Source organism: Bradyrhizobium sp. 21 (assembly GCF_023073335.1).
Taxonomy (GTDB): domain Bacteria; phylum Pseudomonadota; class Alphaproteobacteria; order Rhizobiales; family Xanthobacteraceae; genus Bradyrhizobium.
Genome location: NZ_JADPJG010000012.1, coordinates 94,771 through 110,068, shown reverse-complemented (window position 1 = coordinate 110,068; position 15,298 = coordinate 94,771). Strand labels below are relative to the sequence as shown.

Genomic DNA, 15,298 nt, shown 5'->3' with positions numbered 1-15,298 from the left:
GCGCATGCCATTGGCTGCGCTTCGTGGCGCCGCGTGCTGTGCGAGCCGCACTCCCTACGGCGTCACCGCTCCGCGTGCCACCGCGCGCGGGGCAGTCAGCTCTTTCCAGGTGGAGTTCGCGACATGTACCGGCGAGAATGCGGGACGCTCGATGTAACGGCCGTCGCCGGCTTCGGCACGCAGATCGCCATCCTTCCAGACGACGCGGCCGCGCGACAGCGTCGCCGCCGGTCCGCCGGTGCAGGCAAAGCCCTCGAACACGTTGTAATCGATCCGGCTCATCTGCTGCTTGGCGCTGATGGTCTTGCTCGCTTTGGGATCCCAGACCACGACATCTGCATCCGAGCCGACGGCGACCGCGCCCTTGCGCGGATAGATGTTGAGGATGCGGGCGATGTTCGCCGAGGTCACCGCGACGAATTCCTCTTTCGTCAGCCGCCCCGTAGCGACACCCGCGGTCCATAGCAGCGCAAGGCGATCTTCGAGGCCGCCGGTGCCGTTCGGGATCTTTCTGAAGTCGCCGAGCCCGAACCGCTTCTGCTCGGTGGTGAAGGCGCAGTGGTCGGTCGCGACCACCTGCAGCGAACCGGATTGCAGGCCGGCCCATAGGCTGTCCTGGTGCGACCTGTCGCGGAACGGCGGCGACATCACGCGTTGCGCGGAATGATTCCAGTCCTTGTTCTGGTATTCACGTTCGTCGAGCAGCAGATGCTGGATCAGCGGCTCGCCATAGACGCGTTTTCCCGCCGCGCGTGCGCGCGCGATCGCCTCATGCGCTTCGCGGCAGCTCGTGTGCACGATGTAAACAGGCGTCCCTGTCATGTCGGCGATCATGATGGCGCGGTTGGTGGCTTCGCCCTCGACCTCCGGTGGCCGCGAATAAGCGTGTCCCTCAGGGCCAGTGACGCCGCGTGCGATCAGCGCCTCCTGCATCAGGGCGACGACGTCGCCGTTTTCCGCGTGCACCACGGGCATGGCGCCGAGATGGGCGCAGCGCGCGAACGAGTTGTAAAGCTCGTCGTCATTCACCATCAACGCGCCCTTGTAGGCCATGAAGTGCTTGAAGGTGTTGATGCCGTAGGTTTTGACCACGGTCTCCATTTCGTCATGGATCTGCTTCGACCATGACGTCACCGCCATGTGAAAGCCGTAGTCGGCTGCCGCCTTCTCGGATTTGTGCCGCCACTCCTGATAGGCCGCGAGCATCGACTGGCCGGGATCGGGCAAGCAGAAATCCACCACCATGGTGGTGCCGCCGGCCAGCGCCGCCTTGGTTCCCGATTCGAAATCGTCGGCGGTGACGGTGCCCATGAACGGCATCTCGAGATGGGTGTGCGGATCGATCCCGCCCGGGATGATGTAAGCGCCGCCGGCGTCGATGATCTCGCTACCAGTCGGACTCTCGAGCGATGCCCCGACCGCGACGATGGTCTCGCCATCGATCAGCACGTCCGCGCGGCGCGAATGATCGTGATTGACGACGGTGCCGCCGCGGATGAGGAGGGGCATGGAAGGCTCCGAAAGAGAGAGGAGGATCTCGCGAAGCTAAGCGCGCTGCATGCGATGTGACAGGCGAAATTTTAGTCAGGCGCCGCCGACAGTTGTGCTCTCCCGGCCTCTACGCCGCCCGCGCGACCAGCCCGTCGATCATCGCGCGCACGAGCGCTGCGATTTCCTTCCGCAGCGCCGGCAGCGGAACGGCGACCAGCTTCTGCTCCAGTCCCAGCGCCACCATGCCATGCACCGCCGAGAACAGGCTGCGCGCGGTGATGCCGAGCTCTTCCGGACTGCGCTTTGGAAACAGCGCGGTCAGCGGCTGGTAGATGTGGCGGAACAGCTGCATCTGGTCGTTGACGGACCAGTCGGGGAGGGCCTTGTCGACCTCCATGCGGTGCTCGAACAACGCGCGCCAGAGCTCGAGATTTTCGGCGGCGAAATCGCAATAGGTGAGGGCGATGCGGACCAGCGTTTCCTGCGGCGAGCGCTCGCCCGCCTGTTCCGCCGCGCTAAGCGCCTCGTCCAGGCGAAGCAAGGTGCGGGAGCCAACGCGCAGGATCAACTCGTCCACATCAGTCACGAGATTATAGACCGCGCCATTGGCGCAGCCGATCTCGCGGGCGAGATCGCGGGTTTTCAGACCCGCCAACCCGCGCTCGGCGATCATCCGCTCGGCCGCCTGAATCAGATCAGACCGAAGTTTCGCCCGTCGTTCCAGGGCCTTAGCCATACTAACTAAATTCCTGAGCGGCGCTCAAATATTTCTTGAACGATGTTCAAGTTCGCTGCTACTAAACGTGTGTGAGCAACGCTCATAACAGGGAGTAGCAGATGTTCAAGACCGTAGTGACACTTTTCCGCGGCAGCGTGGCCGCCGCCGGCGAGGAACTGGAGGACCGGACGGCCCTTCTGATCCTCGACCAGCAGATGCGCGATGCGGCTGCCGCCGTCGAGCGCGGCAAGCGGACGCTGGCGCTGGCGATCGCCCAGGACCAGCAGGAAGGCCGCAAGCTCGAGGCGACCGTCGCCCGCATCGCGGATATCGAGACCCGCGCGGTTGCGGCGCTCGACGGCGGCCGCGAGGATCTCGCCAAGGATGCCGCCGAAGCCATCGCAGACCTGGAGGCCGATCGCGATGCGGCAATGACGGCACGCGCCTTGTTCGCAACCGAGATCGCCCGGCTGAAGCGGCACGTCGCGAGCGCGCAGGCCCGCATCACCGACCTCGACCGCGGTCGCCGTGTCGCCCGCGCCTCGGAAGCGGTGCGCTCGCTTCGCCGCAGCGGCATCGAGGCGGCACGCCCCTACGAATCCACGCTGCCGGAGGCGGAGAGCACCTTGAGGCGGCTTCGCGAGCGGCAAATGGAAGCCCAGGCCGCCGACGACGCGCTGGTCGAGCTCGATGCGGCCACCGGTCCGCTCGCGGTCGCCGAGAAGCTTGCCGAGCAGGGCTTTGGCCCCCGGCTCAAGACGACCGCGGACGACGTGCTGGCGCGGCTGAAGTCCAAGCGCATGCCGACTGCCTGATCTCACCTCAATCTCTCAAACCAATCCTCATTCGAACCAACAGGAGACCATCATGAACCAGAACGGCCAGCCCCACAGCGGCGCCTGGGTGACCTTCACTTACGTGTCCTTCGCAGCCTCCGCCTTCCTCGTCGCCATCGGCATCTTCTTCCTGCCGATCGACCTCTGGATGAAGGGCTATCTCACCATGGGCATCGTCATGCTGATGCAGACCTGCATCACCCTGACCAAGACCGTCCGCGACAATCACGAGAGCAGCCGGATGGTGAACCGCATCGAGGATGCCAAGGCAGAACGTCTGCTGATGGAAGTCTCCAAGGCGGCTTGATGGCATGGACAGGACGCAGGGAAGCAGCGGTGCAACTCGCACCGCTGCTTCGGCGCCGGCGTAGTTCCGCCGAATCTCATATCGCGCTTGCGAAATGCATCCGAGCCATGACGGATCGTGCGGGTGCGCGGTCTTGCGCAGCGGCGGCGGCCGGAGCACTCTGCGCGAGCGGTGCACACGAACGCCGCCAATAAGATCTGCCAACAAGATCTCGGCGAGGAAGCATTCATGGCGGCGACGCGGATCGACTGCGACATCCACCCGGCGGTTGGTGGCACGCGCACGACGTTGCTGCCCTATCTCGGCGATCACTGGAAAGAGCAGGTGGTGAGCCGCGCCATCGACGGGCTCGATCTCACCTCGTATCCGCCGAGCATGCCGCTCACCAGCCGCGCCGACTGGCGGCCGGCGAACGGCGCCAAGCCCGGCTCCGATTTGGCGATGGTGCAGAAGGGCGCATTCGATCAGCTCGGCGCGAGCCACGCGATCCTCAACGTCCTCTATGGCGCGCAGGCCGTGTTCGATGCCTACATGGCTGCCGACTTCTGCAAGGCGATCAACGACTGGATTGCGGCTGAATGGCTGTCGCGCGATCCGCGCCTGCGGGCCTCCATCGTGGTGCCGATGCAGGATCCTGATCTGGCGATCGAGGAGATCGAGCGCCGCGCCGGCGACAACCGCTTCGTCTCGATCCTGGTGCTGGCGCAGGGCGAAACGCTGCTGGGACGGCGTCATTTCTGGCCAGTCTATCGGCTCGCTGAGAAATACAAGCTGCCGCTCGCGATCCACGCCGGCACGCAATATCGGCAGGCGCCGAGCTCGGCCGGCTGGCCGTCGCACCGCTACGAATATTACTTCGTCGAGGCGCAGGCGTTTCAGGCGCAGGTGTTGAGCCTGATCTATGAGGGCGTGTTCGGCAAGTTTCCAAACCTCAAGGTCGTGCTGATGGAGTCCGGCGTCAGCTGGCTGCCGGCCTTCATGTGGCGCGCCAACAAGACCTGGCGCGGTGTCCGCGTCGAGGTGCCTTGGGTCGAGCGCGAGCCCGCCGCGATCGTCCGCGACAATTTTCGCGTCACCATGCAGCCGTTCGACGCGCCGGCCGATGCAAAAAGCGTCGAGGAGATCATCGACCAGATCGGCTCTGACAAGATGTTTTTGTTCGCGTCCGACTATCCGCACTGGCAGTTCGACGGCGACGATCCGATCCCGCCGCATTTGCCGCAGAGCATCATCGACAAGATGTGCGTCGACAATCCGTTGGAGACGTTCCCGCGGCTGTCGCTGAACTGATCGTTGGAGGATCGCATGAGTGAAGTCATCGACCGTCCGCTGCGTGACGACGAGAAGCCCGCCGCCTCGCGGCTGCGCATCGCCGATTGCGACGTGCATCCGAGCCTGCGTTCGACCGACGATCTCAACGAGTTCCTGCCAAAGCGCTGGCAGCAGCATTTGAAGGAATATGGCAGCCATCTGCGCACGCCCTATCTTTTCACAACGCCCTATCCGCGCTCTTCGCCATTGATCGCGCGTCGCGACGCCTGGCCGCCGACCGGCGGGCCGCCCGGCTCCGATCTCGCCTTCATGCAGAAGCAGCATCTCGATCCGCTCGACGTCGAATTCGGCATCCTGCAGGTGCTCGATCTCTTCATCTTCTCGCAGCAGAATTTGGAGTTCGGCGCCGCGATCCAGCGCGCCATCAACGACTGGCAGCTGGCATTCTGGTCGCATAGAGATCCGCGCCTGAAGGCCTCGATCCTGGTCGGTCAGGATGGCGTTGATCTTGCCATCGCGGAGATCGAACGCTGCGCGAAAATCGGCGAATACATCCAGATCAACGTCTCGCCGCGCGCCAACGAGCCGCTCGGCCGCCGCCGCTATTGGCCTATCTACGAGCGTGCGCAGGCGCTGGATTTGCCGCTTGGCATCCATGTCGGCGGCTATGGCGGCCACGCGCCGACCGGCGGCGGCTGGCCGTCTTATTATGTCGAGGAGCACCAGTCCAACGCGCACACCATCGCGGCGCAGCTTGCAAGTCTTGTGATCGAAGGCGTGCCGGAGCGGTTTCCAAAATTGAAGTTCGTTTTCATCGAGGGTGGCTTCGGCTGGATCCCCTCGGCGGTGTGGCGGATGGACCAGCATTTCGAGCGCTTCCGCAGCGAGGTGCCGCATCTCAAGCGAAAGCCGTCGGAGTATGTGCGCGAGCATTTCTGGTTCACGACGCAACCGATCGACGAGCCGGATGACGCGCGGCATTTGCGCTCGCTGATCGAGTGGGTCGGGATCGACCGGCTGCTGTTCTCGTCGGACTATCCGCACTGGGACTTCGACGATCCGCGCTTCGCCTTCAAGACGCCGTTGACGGAGGTTGAGCGGAGGAAGATCTTCAGCGCCAATGCCCGCGCGGTCTACAAGTTCTGAGAGGGGGTCTCAACGGGAATGGCCCGTCACATCATTGCCCGCACCTCGGAGATCCCGCCCGGCGGCAACAAGGTCGTCGATATCGCCGGCCGCGACATCGTCGTGTTCCACGTCAATGGCGAGTTCTTCGCGCTGCTCAACCGCTGCCCGCACGAGGGCGCGCCGCTGGAGAAAGCCGCCTGCGTCGCGCGGCTGACCTCGCCCGAGCCCGGCATCTATCAGCGCTCGCGCGTCGGCGAAATGCTGCGCTGCCCCTGGCACGGCTGGGAGTTTGACATGCGCAACGGCCAGTCCTGGTTCGACCCGAAGCGCGTCAAGATAAGGTCCTATCCGGTCGCGGTGGAGCGCGGCGAGGAACTCCGGAAAGGCCCGTATATTGCCGAGACTTTTCCGGTGCATGTCGAGGATAGTTACGTGATCGTCGAGGTCTGAGCCGGCATTGCCGATTGTGATTTCGACGCAGGTGCGATATGGCTCTCGCGCTTTCCAGAGGCGGAGACGAGCTTTGTCGAAACAATCCCTGCGTGAAGAGGCCGAGCGCCTGATCCGCGAATCGATGGAAAAGAAAACCATCGTTGTGAAGCAGGGCTCGACCCGCATCGAGGCCGTCTGCGGCAAGTGCGGCGCGCCGAACCGGGTTCAGGCGGAAAAGGGCCAGGCCCGGGTCAAGTTCGCCTGCAAGGAGTGCGGGCATCAGCAGGGAACGCTGTAGCTTCTTAACCTCTCCCCGCAAGAACTGGGCGAGGGAATGAGGGAGCGGCGCAAGCCTACTTACCCTCGACAAATCTCTTGAATGCATCCGCATAGTCCGGATGCCAGCGCGACAGCGGCGGGCGGTTCTCGACGATGTCGCCGGCGGCCCACAGCATGCGCTTTTCGTCAAGCGCGCGGGGCACGTCGTTGTCCGGGCACAAGATATAGAAATCGCCGGCCTCCAGCCGCGTCAGCATGAAATCCACGGTCTGCTCAGCCGTCCAGGCGCCGGCCGGCTTCTCCGTGCGTCCCTTTGCCGTCAAGCCGGTGAAGACGAAGCCGGGGATCAGCAGATGCGCGGTGATGCGGCAATCCTTTGTATTGCGCAGCTCGTGCTGGAGCGCTTCCGTAAACGCCTTCACGCCGGCCTTGGAGACATTGTAGGCGGGATCGCCGGGCGGCGTGGTGATGCCCTGCTTCGAGCCGGTGTTGATGATCAGGCCTGGCTTGCCGCGCGCCAGCATGGTGGGCGCGAAGGTGCGCGAGCCGTTGATGATGCCCCACATGTTGACGGCGATGATGCGCTGCCAGTTGTCGGGTTCGCCGAACAGCGTGCTGCCAGGCTGGATGCCGGCATTGTTCATGAGGATGTCGGTGCCGCCGAAGCGCTCGCGCACGGCGCGCTCCAGTTCCTCCACGCTCTCGGCATTGCTGACATCGACCGCGAGGGTCATCACATGTGTGGCAGAAGTAACGGATGACAGTTTTGTTGCGGCTTCCGCCAGCCGTGCCTGATCCACATCGGCGATGCACACCTTCACGCCCGCACGCGCGAAGGCGGTGGCGGCAGCGAATCCGATGCCTGACGCGCCCCCGGTGATCACGGCAACATTGTCTTTGACGATGGCGGGGTGCGGCATGGATCGTCTCCGGGGAGGGGCTCGGTCGAGCTATAACATGGCGCTCGCGCGACCCTGCATAAGTCGGCATGGGAGGTCTTCGTTCCACGCCGCCTTTACGCCCCTCCGGCACCGCTGTATCCTTTTCGACCTAACGATCCCGCCCAGATCGAACAATCAATCACCTGACCAGGGAGTGCAGCCATGGCTGTGTCGCAGGCTATTCCGATCACGCGCCATCCGTTCGCCAACGGGTCCTACAAGCAGATGCTGATCGACGGGAAATGGGTTGATGCTGCCTCCGGCAAGCGCTTCGAGACCCACAATCCCGCCACCGGCGAATTGCTCGCAACCGTCGCCGAGGGCGACAAGGAAGACATCGACCGTGCGGTCGCCGCCGCCCGCCGTGCCTTCGAAGGACCCTGGAGCAAGGTCAAGCCGTTCGAGCGGCAGAACCTGCTGCTCAAGCTCGCCGACCTCGTCGAGAAAAATTTCGACGAACTGTCGCAGCTCGACACGCTCGACATGGGCGCGCCGCTCAGCCGCACCCGCGCCTATCGCCTGCGCGCCGTCGGCATGCTGCGCTACTATGCCGGCCAGACCACCGCAATCCACGGCGAGACCATCGAGAACTCGCTGCCTGGCGAGATCTTCTCCTACACGCTGAAAGAGCCGATCGGTGTCGTCGGCGCCATCATTCCCTGGAACGGCCCGCTGACCGCGACGATCTGGAAGATCGGTCCGGCGATCGCGACCGGCTGCACCGTCGTGCTCAAGCCCGCCGAAGAAGCGCCGCTGACCTCGCTGCGCATCGCCGAGCTCGCGATGGAAGCGGGCGTGCCACCCGGCGTCATCAACGTCGTGCCCGGCTATGGCGAGACCGCGGGTGCCGCGCTTGCCTCGCATCATGACGTCGACAAGGTCGCCTTCACCGGCTCGCATGTCACCGGGCAGTCGATCATCCGTGCCTCGGCCGGCAACCTCAAGCGCGTCTCGCTCGAGCTCGGCGGCAAGTCGCCGGACATCGTGTTCGCGGATGCCGATCTCGATGCCGCCGTGCCGGGCGCGGCGATGGCCGTGTTCGCCAATTCCGGCCAGATCTGCAGCGCTGGCACGCGGCTGTTCGTCGAGCAGTCGATCTACGAGGAGTTCGTCGGCCGCGTCGCCGAGTTCGGCAAGAAGCTGCAAGTGGGCAACGGCCTCGATCCCAACACCCAGATCGGTCCGCTGGTCTCCGAGCAGCAGCTCGAGCGCGTCACCAGCTATCTCGGCATCGGCGAGAAGGAAGGCGCGCGAGCGCTCGCCGGCGGCGGTCGCGTCACGGAAGGCGCGCTTGCAAAAGGCTTCTTCGTCTCGCCGACGGTGTTTGCGGGCGTCCAGGACAACATGCGCATCGCGCAAGAGGAGATCTTCGGTCCCGTCATCTCCGCGATCGCATTCAAGGACATGGACGAATTGGTCAAGCGTGCCAACGCCACCACGTTCGGTCTCGGCTCGGGCCTGTGGACGCGCGACGTCAGCAAGGCGCATGCGGTTGCGAAGCGCCTGCGCGCCGGCTCGGTGTGGGTGAATTGCTACCAGGCAATGGATCCGGCCGTGCCCTTCGGCGGCTACAAGATGAGCGGCTACGGCCGCGAATCCGGCAAGCAGCACGTCGAGGAATATCTCAACGTGAAGGCCGTGTGGATCAAGACGGCTTAGCGCGCCATCGCGTCCGGACTTCAGCGATGGGTCTTGCCTGCGGCGACGCGAGTCCGCTTGCGGCGACCAGAGGTTGTTGCCCGGCCGCTACAAGCGGTTCGAAAGCGTGCTTCGTTCGCGATATTACAAGACTTGCTATCCCATTTCGAATGTCGGCCGGTTAGTTCTGGTCACCGTCAATCTTCGGAATTGGAATATCGACAATGCTTCGCTTTGCTCCGATCGTGTTTGTGGCTTTGGGCGTCGCCTCGGCGCAGCCCGCCCTCGCGGCCGATATGACCGCACGTGCGCCGGCGTACAAGGCATCGCCACTGCCCGTCGCCTACAACTGGTCCGGCTTCTACGCCGGCGTGAATGTCGGGTATGGTTGGGGCGATGGTGCAAACGATCTCGCGCCGCATGATCCGGTCTTCACCGCGGGCGTGCTCGACGTCGCACTGGCGGGCGGCCTTGTCCCGCCCTCGCTGGCAACAAACGCGCGTGGTGTGCTGGGCGGCGTGCAGGCCGGCTACAATGTGCAGACCGGCTCGTTGGTGTGGGGCGTCGAAGCCGATATCGCGGGTGCCGACATCAAGGGTAGCTCGACGGTAACCCGAACCTTGCCGGTCTTCCCGACGATCATGACCACGCAAGATCAGAAAGTCGATTGGTTGGGGACCGTGCGCGGCCGGATCGGAGCCACCGTCGTACCCGACTTGATGCTGTACGCGACCGGCGGTCTTGCCTATGGGCACGTCAAGGCGTCGACGTCGATCGTGGATCCCACGGGTGCGAGCGGCACGCCCTGCCTCAATGTGATATGTAGCGTCGGCGGGGTGGAAAGCTGGCGCGTGGGCTGGACGGTCGGCGGCGGCGGCGAGTATCGCTTCGCGTCGAACTGGAGCGTCAAGCTCGAATACCTCTATTACGATCTCGGCAGCGAGACATACACCATCTTCAATCCGCTGTTCCCGTTCACCCCGGGCCCGGCTCGCGGCTTTGACGCAACCGCGAATTTCGCGGGCCACATCGCAAGGGTCGGCTTGAACTACAAGTTCGGCTCAGGCCAGGTCGTCGCGAAATACTGATCTGCCGTTCTGAACGGACAACAAGCCCTGGGCCCGGCCCGGGGCTTTTTTGATTCCGCCGCATCTTTTGGCTGGCCAGCCATCCACCCAAGCGGCTTCCGGGCTGCTGCTCTTTCTCATATGATCCTCGTCCTCTCATCGACCATTTTGGGGCCAGCATGATATTCGAGGCGTTGTTCAAACCGTTGCAGGTCGGTCCGTACAAGCTCGCGCATCGCGTCGCGATGGCGCCGCTGACGCGCATGCGCGCCGAGCGCGAGAGCTTTTCGCCGCGGCCGCTCAACGCCGAATATTACGGTCAGCGCGCCACCCCAGGCGGCCTGCTCATCGCCGAGGCGTCTCCCGTGCTCTCGCATGGCCGCGGTAATCCGGCGACGCCCGGCATCTATTCGGAGACGCAGATCGCGGGCTGGCGCAAGGTGGTCGATGCCGTGCATGCCAAGGGCGGCATCATCTTTCTCCAGCTCTGGCATGTCGGCCGCGTCTCGCATTCCTCCTTCCACGGCGGCGCGCTGCCGGTCTCGGCCTCGGCGATCGCGATCAAGGCCGAAGGCATGAAGGCGATGACTGCCGACGGCAAGATCTCCGACTACGAGACGCCGCGCGCGCTGGAGACGGACGAGGTCAAGGACATCGTCGAGGCCTTCCGGCAGGGTGCGAAGAACGCGCTGGCCGCCGGCTTCGACGGCGTCGAGATCCACGGCGCCAATGGCTATCTGCTCGAGCAGTTCCTGCAGTCGCGCAGCAACCAGCGCGTCGATCAATATGGCGGTTCGATCGAGAACCGTGCGCGGCTTCTGCTCGAAGTCACGCAGGCGGCGATCGACGTCTGGGGCGCGGGCCGCGTCGGCGTGCGGCTGTCGCCCCACGGCATTGCCAATGATTCCGGCGAGCCCGATCCGATGCCGCTCTACACGGATGTGGTGAGGGCGTTGGACGAGCTCGGTCTCGCCTATCTGCATTTCATCGAACCCCGCTCCAGCGGCTCGGGGCGCGCTGAGGTCAACTGGCAGAACGTGCCCTCGGCGATGCTGCTGTTCCGTCCGCTCTATAGCGGCGTGCTGATGACCGCCGGCGGGTTTACGGGCGAGACGGCGAACGCCGCGATCGCGCAGGGGCATGCGGACATCGTCGCCTTCGGCCGCATCTTCATCTCCAACCCCGATCTGCCGCGCCGCCTGCAGCACGGCTACCCGATCACGCCGTACAACCGCGCGACGTTCTATGGCGGTGAAGAGAAGGGCTATACGGACTATCCGGTGTATGACGAATTGACGCTGGCGTAGTCCCCACAGAGACAGATCATGGCCAAAGCCGCGGTCGCCGCAGGTATCGCCACCGGCCAATGCCTCTGCGGCAAGGTCACCTTCGAGATCGACGTCCCCGCGCGTTGGGCCTGGCACGATCACTCCGCCGCCAGCCGCCGCGCCCACGGCGCGGCCTACGCGACCTATGTCGGCAGTTGGAAGAAGCGCTTTCGCATCACCAAGGGCAAAAGTGCGATCACCCGTTATGAGGATGTCGCGACCAAGACCGCACGCAGCTTCTGCTCGCATTGTGGCACGCCGATCGCCTATGAGCGCCCACGTGGCCCGCACATGGTCAACATCCCCCGTGCGTTGTTCAAGGAGCGCACCGGCCGCCAGCCGCTCTATCACATCGCGATCGACGAGCTGCAGGAATGGGCCTATACCGGCGAGCCGCTGGTGCCGCTGAAGGGTTTTCCCGGCGTGGTCTGGCAGCGCTCGAAAAAGAAGAAACGCGCAGGCGGCGAGGACCCGTTCGAGCTGGGGCGGGAGGAAATGTAGGGCGCTGCGCGCCCGCGCAACGCAGCCATGACCGCGCTCCATTGCGTGCATCCCGCGACTTCGGCCATCATGCTTCCGTCCTTGCGGCAACGCCCGCTTCTGGAGGAAACATGAAGAACAAGATCACCGGCCGCTCGGCTTTTCTCGCGCTGCTCAAGGACGAGGGCATCACGCATCTGTTCGGCAATCCCGGCACCACCGAGCTGCCGATCATGCATGCGCTGAAGGACCATCCCGACCTCACCTATGTGATGGCGATGCAGGAGAGCCTGGTGGTCGCGATCGCCGACGGCTATAGCCGCGCCTCCGGAAAGCTCGTCGCCTGCAACGTCCATGTCGCGCCCGGCCTCGGCAACGCGATGGGCTCGCTCTACAACGCCCAGTTCACGGGCACACCCATGATCCTCACCGCGGGCCAGCAGGAGCAGGGCCACGGCCTGATGGAGCCGGTGCTCTATGGCCCGTTGGTGCGCATGGCCGAGCCGCTGGTGAAATGGGCGGTCGAGGTGACGCGGCTGGAGGATCTGCCGCGTATCGTGCGCCGCGCCGCCAAGGTCGCGATGACGCCGCCGACCGGACCGGTGTTCATCTCGCTGCCCGGCGATATCCTCAACAGCGAGGCCGGGATAGATCTCGGCCGCTCCACCCGCATCGACGCGCGCACAAGGCCATCGGACGAGGCGCTGAAGGCGTTCGCCGCACGCCTTCTCAAGGCCGAACGTCCCGCGATCGTCACCATGGACGAGGTGGTGAAGAGCGACGCGCTGAAGGAGGCCGCCGAGCTCGCCGAGCTGCTGGGCGCAGCCGCCTACCAGTCCTCGACGCCTTATGGATCGCACTTCCTCTCGGAGAGCCCGAGCTTCGTTGGCACGCTGGCACGCGTGCAGAAGGTCGCGCGAGATACGCTCGCGCCATACGATCTCCTGATCGCGCTCGGCGGCGATCCCCTGCGGATGTCGGTCTATAGCGAAGTCGACGCGCTGCCTGATGGACTCGGCATCGTGCAAATCGGCCTCGTCGATTGGGAGATCGCCAAGAACTACGGCGCCGAGATCGCGCTGAAGGCGGATCTCAGGGAGACCCTGCGCGCGCTGATTCCCGTGTTGAAGGAGATGGGCGGTGCGGCGCTGGCGCAACGCGCAAAGCAGCGTCTCGCCGAGCTCGCGCCGAAGAACTGGACCGCGCGGCGCGCCGCGCTGGTCGAGCAGATCGGCAAAGCCGCCGACCGCAGCCCCATCGATCCGGACTGGCTGGTGTTGCAAATGGTCGAGGCGATGCCCGCCAACGCCATCCTCGTCGACGAAGGCCTCACCTCCAGCCGCCAGATCACGGCGCTCCGCGCGCATCGCGACCGCTTCGGCTATCACGGCCTCGCCTCGGGCGGCATCGGCTGGGGCCTGCCGGCCTCCGTCGGCGCCAGCATCGCCAATCCGGATCGCCCTGTGGTGTGCTTCTCCGGTGACGGCAGTGCGATGTATTCGATTCAGTCGCTGTGGACTGCGGCGCATCACAAGCTGCCGCTCAACGTCGTCATCGCCAACAATGGCGGCTATCGCATCATCAAGCAGCGCCTTCTCGCCTTCCATGGTGATGACAATTACGTCGGAATGGATTTCGTGGATCCGCCGGTCGATTTTGCCGGTGTCGCGAAGGCGCTCGGCTGTGAGGCGATCAAGGTCAGCGATCCCCGCGAGCTGACGGCAACGCTGTCGTCGGCGTTCAATCGATCGGGGACGAAGCTGATCGAGGTGATGGTGGACGGAAAGGTGTAGGGCAGGCTTCATCCACCGCGTCGTCCCGGCGAAGGCCGGGACCCATACCGCGTGATCTATCGATTGCGGGTGGTGTTAGTCCCAAACGACCAGTCTTCGCCAAACCACTCCCTGGGAGTATCGGTCCCGGCCTTCGCCGGGACGATACTGTGGGTGTGGCGCGGGCCTACCTCTGCCTCCCCACGCGATATCCCGACGCTGGATGCGGCGCTCCTAGCCGCGCACGCCCCTCGCCAAACAGCTTCTCCCGCAGCGTCCCTTTCGCGTAGTCCGGCTTGTACCGCCCGCGCCGCGTCAACTCCGGCACCAGCATATCGGCGATGTCCTCGAAATCGCCGGGCGAGATCGCAAAGGCAACGTTGAGCCCGTCCACATCTGTCGCCTCGAACCATGCCTCGATCTTGTCGGCAACCATCTCCGGCGTGCCGACCACCACGGGACCGGCGCCGCCGATGCCGACATGCTCGATGACGTCGCGCACGGTCCAGATGCGGTCAGGATCGGCGCGGGTGACGTTGTCCATGGCGCTGCGGCCGGCATCGTTCTGGACGTGGCGGACCTGCTGGTCGAGGTCGTAGCCGGAGAAGTCGACGCCGGTCCAACCCGACATCAGCGCCAGTGCTCCTTCGGGGCTGATGTGGCGGCGATAGTCGGCATATTTTTCGTTTGCCTCCGCTTCGGTGCGTCCGAGGATGATCGTCATCATCGAGAACATCAGGATCTCAGCCGGATTGCGTCCGAACGCGGCAGCCTCCTGCCGGATTGCGGAGACGCGCGGCGCGATCACCTTGGCCGACGGTCCCGACATGAACACGCATTCGGCATGGCGTGCGGCGAACTGCCGTCCGCGCGGTGAGGTGCCGGCCTGGTAGAGCACAGGCGTCCGCTGCGGCGACGGCTCGCTCAGGTGGATGATATTGTTGATGCGGTAATTCGTGCCCTCATGATTGACGCGATGGACCTTTGTGGGATCCGTGAAGATGCCGCGCTCGCGGTCGCGCACCACCGCGTCGTCCTCCCAGCTCCCTTCCCAGAGCTTGTAGACGACCTCCATATATTCGTCGGCAATGTCGTAACGGTCGTCATGCCCGGTCTGCTTCTCCTTGCCGGCGCCGCGTGCAGCGCTGTCGAGATAACCGGTGACGACGTTCCAGCCAATGCGTCCTTCGGTGAGATGATCCAGTGTCGACATCCGCCGCGCGAACGGATAGGGCGGCTCGAAGGAGAGATTGCTGGTGACGCCGAAGCCGAGATTCTGCGTCACCGCCGCCATCGCCGAGAGCAGCAGCAGCGGCTCATTCGACGGCGTCTGAGCTGCATTGCGCAAGGCTGCGTCAGGACTATTGCCATAGACGTCGTAGACGCCGAGCACGTCGGCCAGGAACAGGCCGTCGAAGCGGCCGCGCTCCAATGTTTTGGCGAGATCGATCCAGTAGGGCAGGCGGTTATAGTCGGCGGTGCGGTCGCGTGGATGGGTCCACAGGCCCGGCGACTGGTGCGCGACGCAATTCATCGCAAAAGCGTTGAGCCTGATCTGCTTGGCCATGATGGTCCCCCGGCGCTCTGTACTGAGCGCTCTTCGAATGAT

The 15,298-nt window shown here is 64.5% G+C and carries 15 protein-coding genes; 11 read left to right on the top strand and 4 right to left on the bottom strand.

Going from position 1 to position 15,298, the window contains the following annotated elements; all coding sequences use genetic code 11:
- Positions 1 to 54 precede the first annotated feature (54 nt).
- Positions 55 to 1,509, bottom strand: coding sequence for a dihydropyrimidinase (gene hydA, locus IVB31_RS14370; protein ID WP_247323192.1), 1,455 nt, complete (start codon positions 1,507 to 1,509; stop codon positions 55 to 57).
- A 109-nt stretch (positions 1,510 to 1,618) separates the two neighbouring features.
- Positions 1,619 to 2,227 carry a TetR/AcrR family transcriptional regulator gene (locus tag IVB31_RS14365; RefSeq protein WP_247323189.1) on the bottom strand — a complete coding sequence of 203 codons (609 nt, stop codon included), beginning with the start codon at positions 2,225 to 2,227 and terminating at the stop codon, positions 1,619 to 1,621.
- A 101-nt stretch (positions 2,228 to 2,328) separates the two neighbouring features.
- On the opposite strand from IVB31_RS14365, the gene IVB31_RS14360 reads away from it, so the two are divergent.
- The 6 genes from IVB31_RS14360 to IVB31_RS14335 all read left to right on the top strand — a co-directional run bounded on the left by IVB31_RS14360 (position 2,329) and on the right by IVB31_RS14335 (position 6,482).
- Positions 2,329 to 3,024: a PspA/IM30 family protein gene (locus tag IVB31_RS14360; RefSeq protein WP_247323188.1), complete on the top strand. Its 696-nt coding sequence runs from the start codon at positions 2,329 to 2,331 to the stop codon at positions 3,022 to 3,024.
- A 52-nt stretch (positions 3,025 to 3,076) separates the two neighbouring features.
- Positions 3,077 to 3,352, top strand: a complete 276-nt coding sequence (locus IVB31_RS14355; protein ID WP_247323186.1) for a YiaA/YiaB family inner membrane protein — start codon at positions 3,077 to 3,079, stop codon at positions 3,350 to 3,352.
- Positions 3,353 to 3,580: 228 nt separating this feature from the next.
- A complete protein-coding gene (locus IVB31_RS14350) occupies positions 3,581 to 4,642 on the top strand; it encodes an amidohydrolase family protein (RefSeq protein ID WP_247323184.1) in 1,062 nt (353 codons plus the stop codon).
- Between the two features lie 15 nt (positions 4,643 to 4,657).
- Positions 4,658 to 5,770, top strand: coding sequence for an amidohydrolase family protein (locus IVB31_RS14345; protein ID WP_247323182.1), 1,113 nt, complete (start codon positions 4,658 to 4,660; stop codon positions 5,768 to 5,770).
- Positions 5,771 to 5,788: 18 nt separating this feature from the next.
- Positions 5,789 to 6,202, top strand: coding sequence for a Rieske (2Fe-2S) protein (locus IVB31_RS14340; protein WP_247323179.1), 414 nt, complete (start codon positions 5,789 to 5,791; stop codon positions 6,200 to 6,202).
- A 73-nt stretch (positions 6,203 to 6,275) separates the two neighbouring features.
- Positions 6,276 to 6,482, top strand: a complete 207-nt coding sequence (locus tag IVB31_RS14335) for a hypothetical protein (protein WP_247323177.1) — start codon at positions 6,276 to 6,278, stop codon at positions 6,480 to 6,482.
- A gap of 55 nt (positions 6,483 to 6,537) precedes the next feature.
- Here IVB31_RS14335 and IVB31_RS14330 read toward each other — a convergent pair whose 3' ends face one another.
- Positions 6,538 to 7,383 (bottom strand): SDR family NAD(P)-dependent oxidoreductase, encoded by an 846-nt coding sequence (locus tag IVB31_RS14330; protein ID WP_247323175.1) that lies wholly within the window; start codon positions 7,381 to 7,383, stop codon positions 6,538 to 6,540.
- A gap of 183 nt (positions 7,384 to 7,566) precedes the next feature.
- Between IVB31_RS14330 and IVB31_RS14325 the strand changes: the two genes are divergently transcribed.
- From IVB31_RS14325 to IVB31_RS14305, 5 genes are all read left to right on the top strand, one after another.
- Positions 7,567 to 9,063, top strand: coding sequence for an aldehyde dehydrogenase family protein (locus IVB31_RS14325; RefSeq protein WP_247323172.1), 1,497 nt, complete (start codon positions 7,567 to 7,569; stop codon positions 9,061 to 9,063).
- A gap of 230 nt (positions 9,064 to 9,293) precedes the next feature.
- The gene (locus tag IVB31_RS14320) at positions 9,294 to 10,130 is read left to right on the top strand and encodes an outer membrane beta-barrel protein (protein ID WP_247323169.1); all 837 of its coding nucleotides are present in this window, start codon (positions 9,294 to 9,296) and stop codon (positions 10,128 to 10,130) included.
- A gap of 158 nt (positions 10,131 to 10,288) precedes the next feature.
- Positions 10,289 to 11,416 (top strand): alkene reductase, encoded by a 1,128-nt coding sequence (locus IVB31_RS14315; RefSeq protein ID WP_247323167.1) that lies wholly within the window; start codon positions 10,289 to 10,291, stop codon positions 11,414 to 11,416.
- A gap of 18 nt (positions 11,417 to 11,434) precedes the next feature.
- On the top strand, positions 11,435 to 11,938 hold the full coding sequence (locus IVB31_RS14310) for a GFA family protein (protein WP_247323165.1): 504 nt from the start codon (positions 11,435 to 11,437) through the stop codon (positions 11,936 to 11,938).
- A gap of 110 nt (positions 11,939 to 12,048) precedes the next feature.
- Positions 12,049 to 13,710, top strand: coding sequence for a thiamine pyrophosphate-binding protein (locus IVB31_RS14305; RefSeq protein WP_247323163.1), 1,662 nt, complete (start codon positions 12,049 to 12,051; stop codon positions 13,708 to 13,710).
- A 166-nt stretch (positions 13,711 to 13,876) separates the two neighbouring features.
- Here IVB31_RS14305 and IVB31_RS14300 read toward each other — a convergent pair whose 3' ends face one another.
- Positions 13,877 to 15,256 (bottom strand): LLM class flavin-dependent oxidoreductase, encoded by a 1,380-nt coding sequence (locus tag IVB31_RS14300; protein ID WP_247323161.1) that lies wholly within the window; start codon positions 15,254 to 15,256, stop codon positions 13,877 to 13,879.
- Between the last annotated feature and the right edge of the window lie 42 nt (positions 15,257 to 15,298).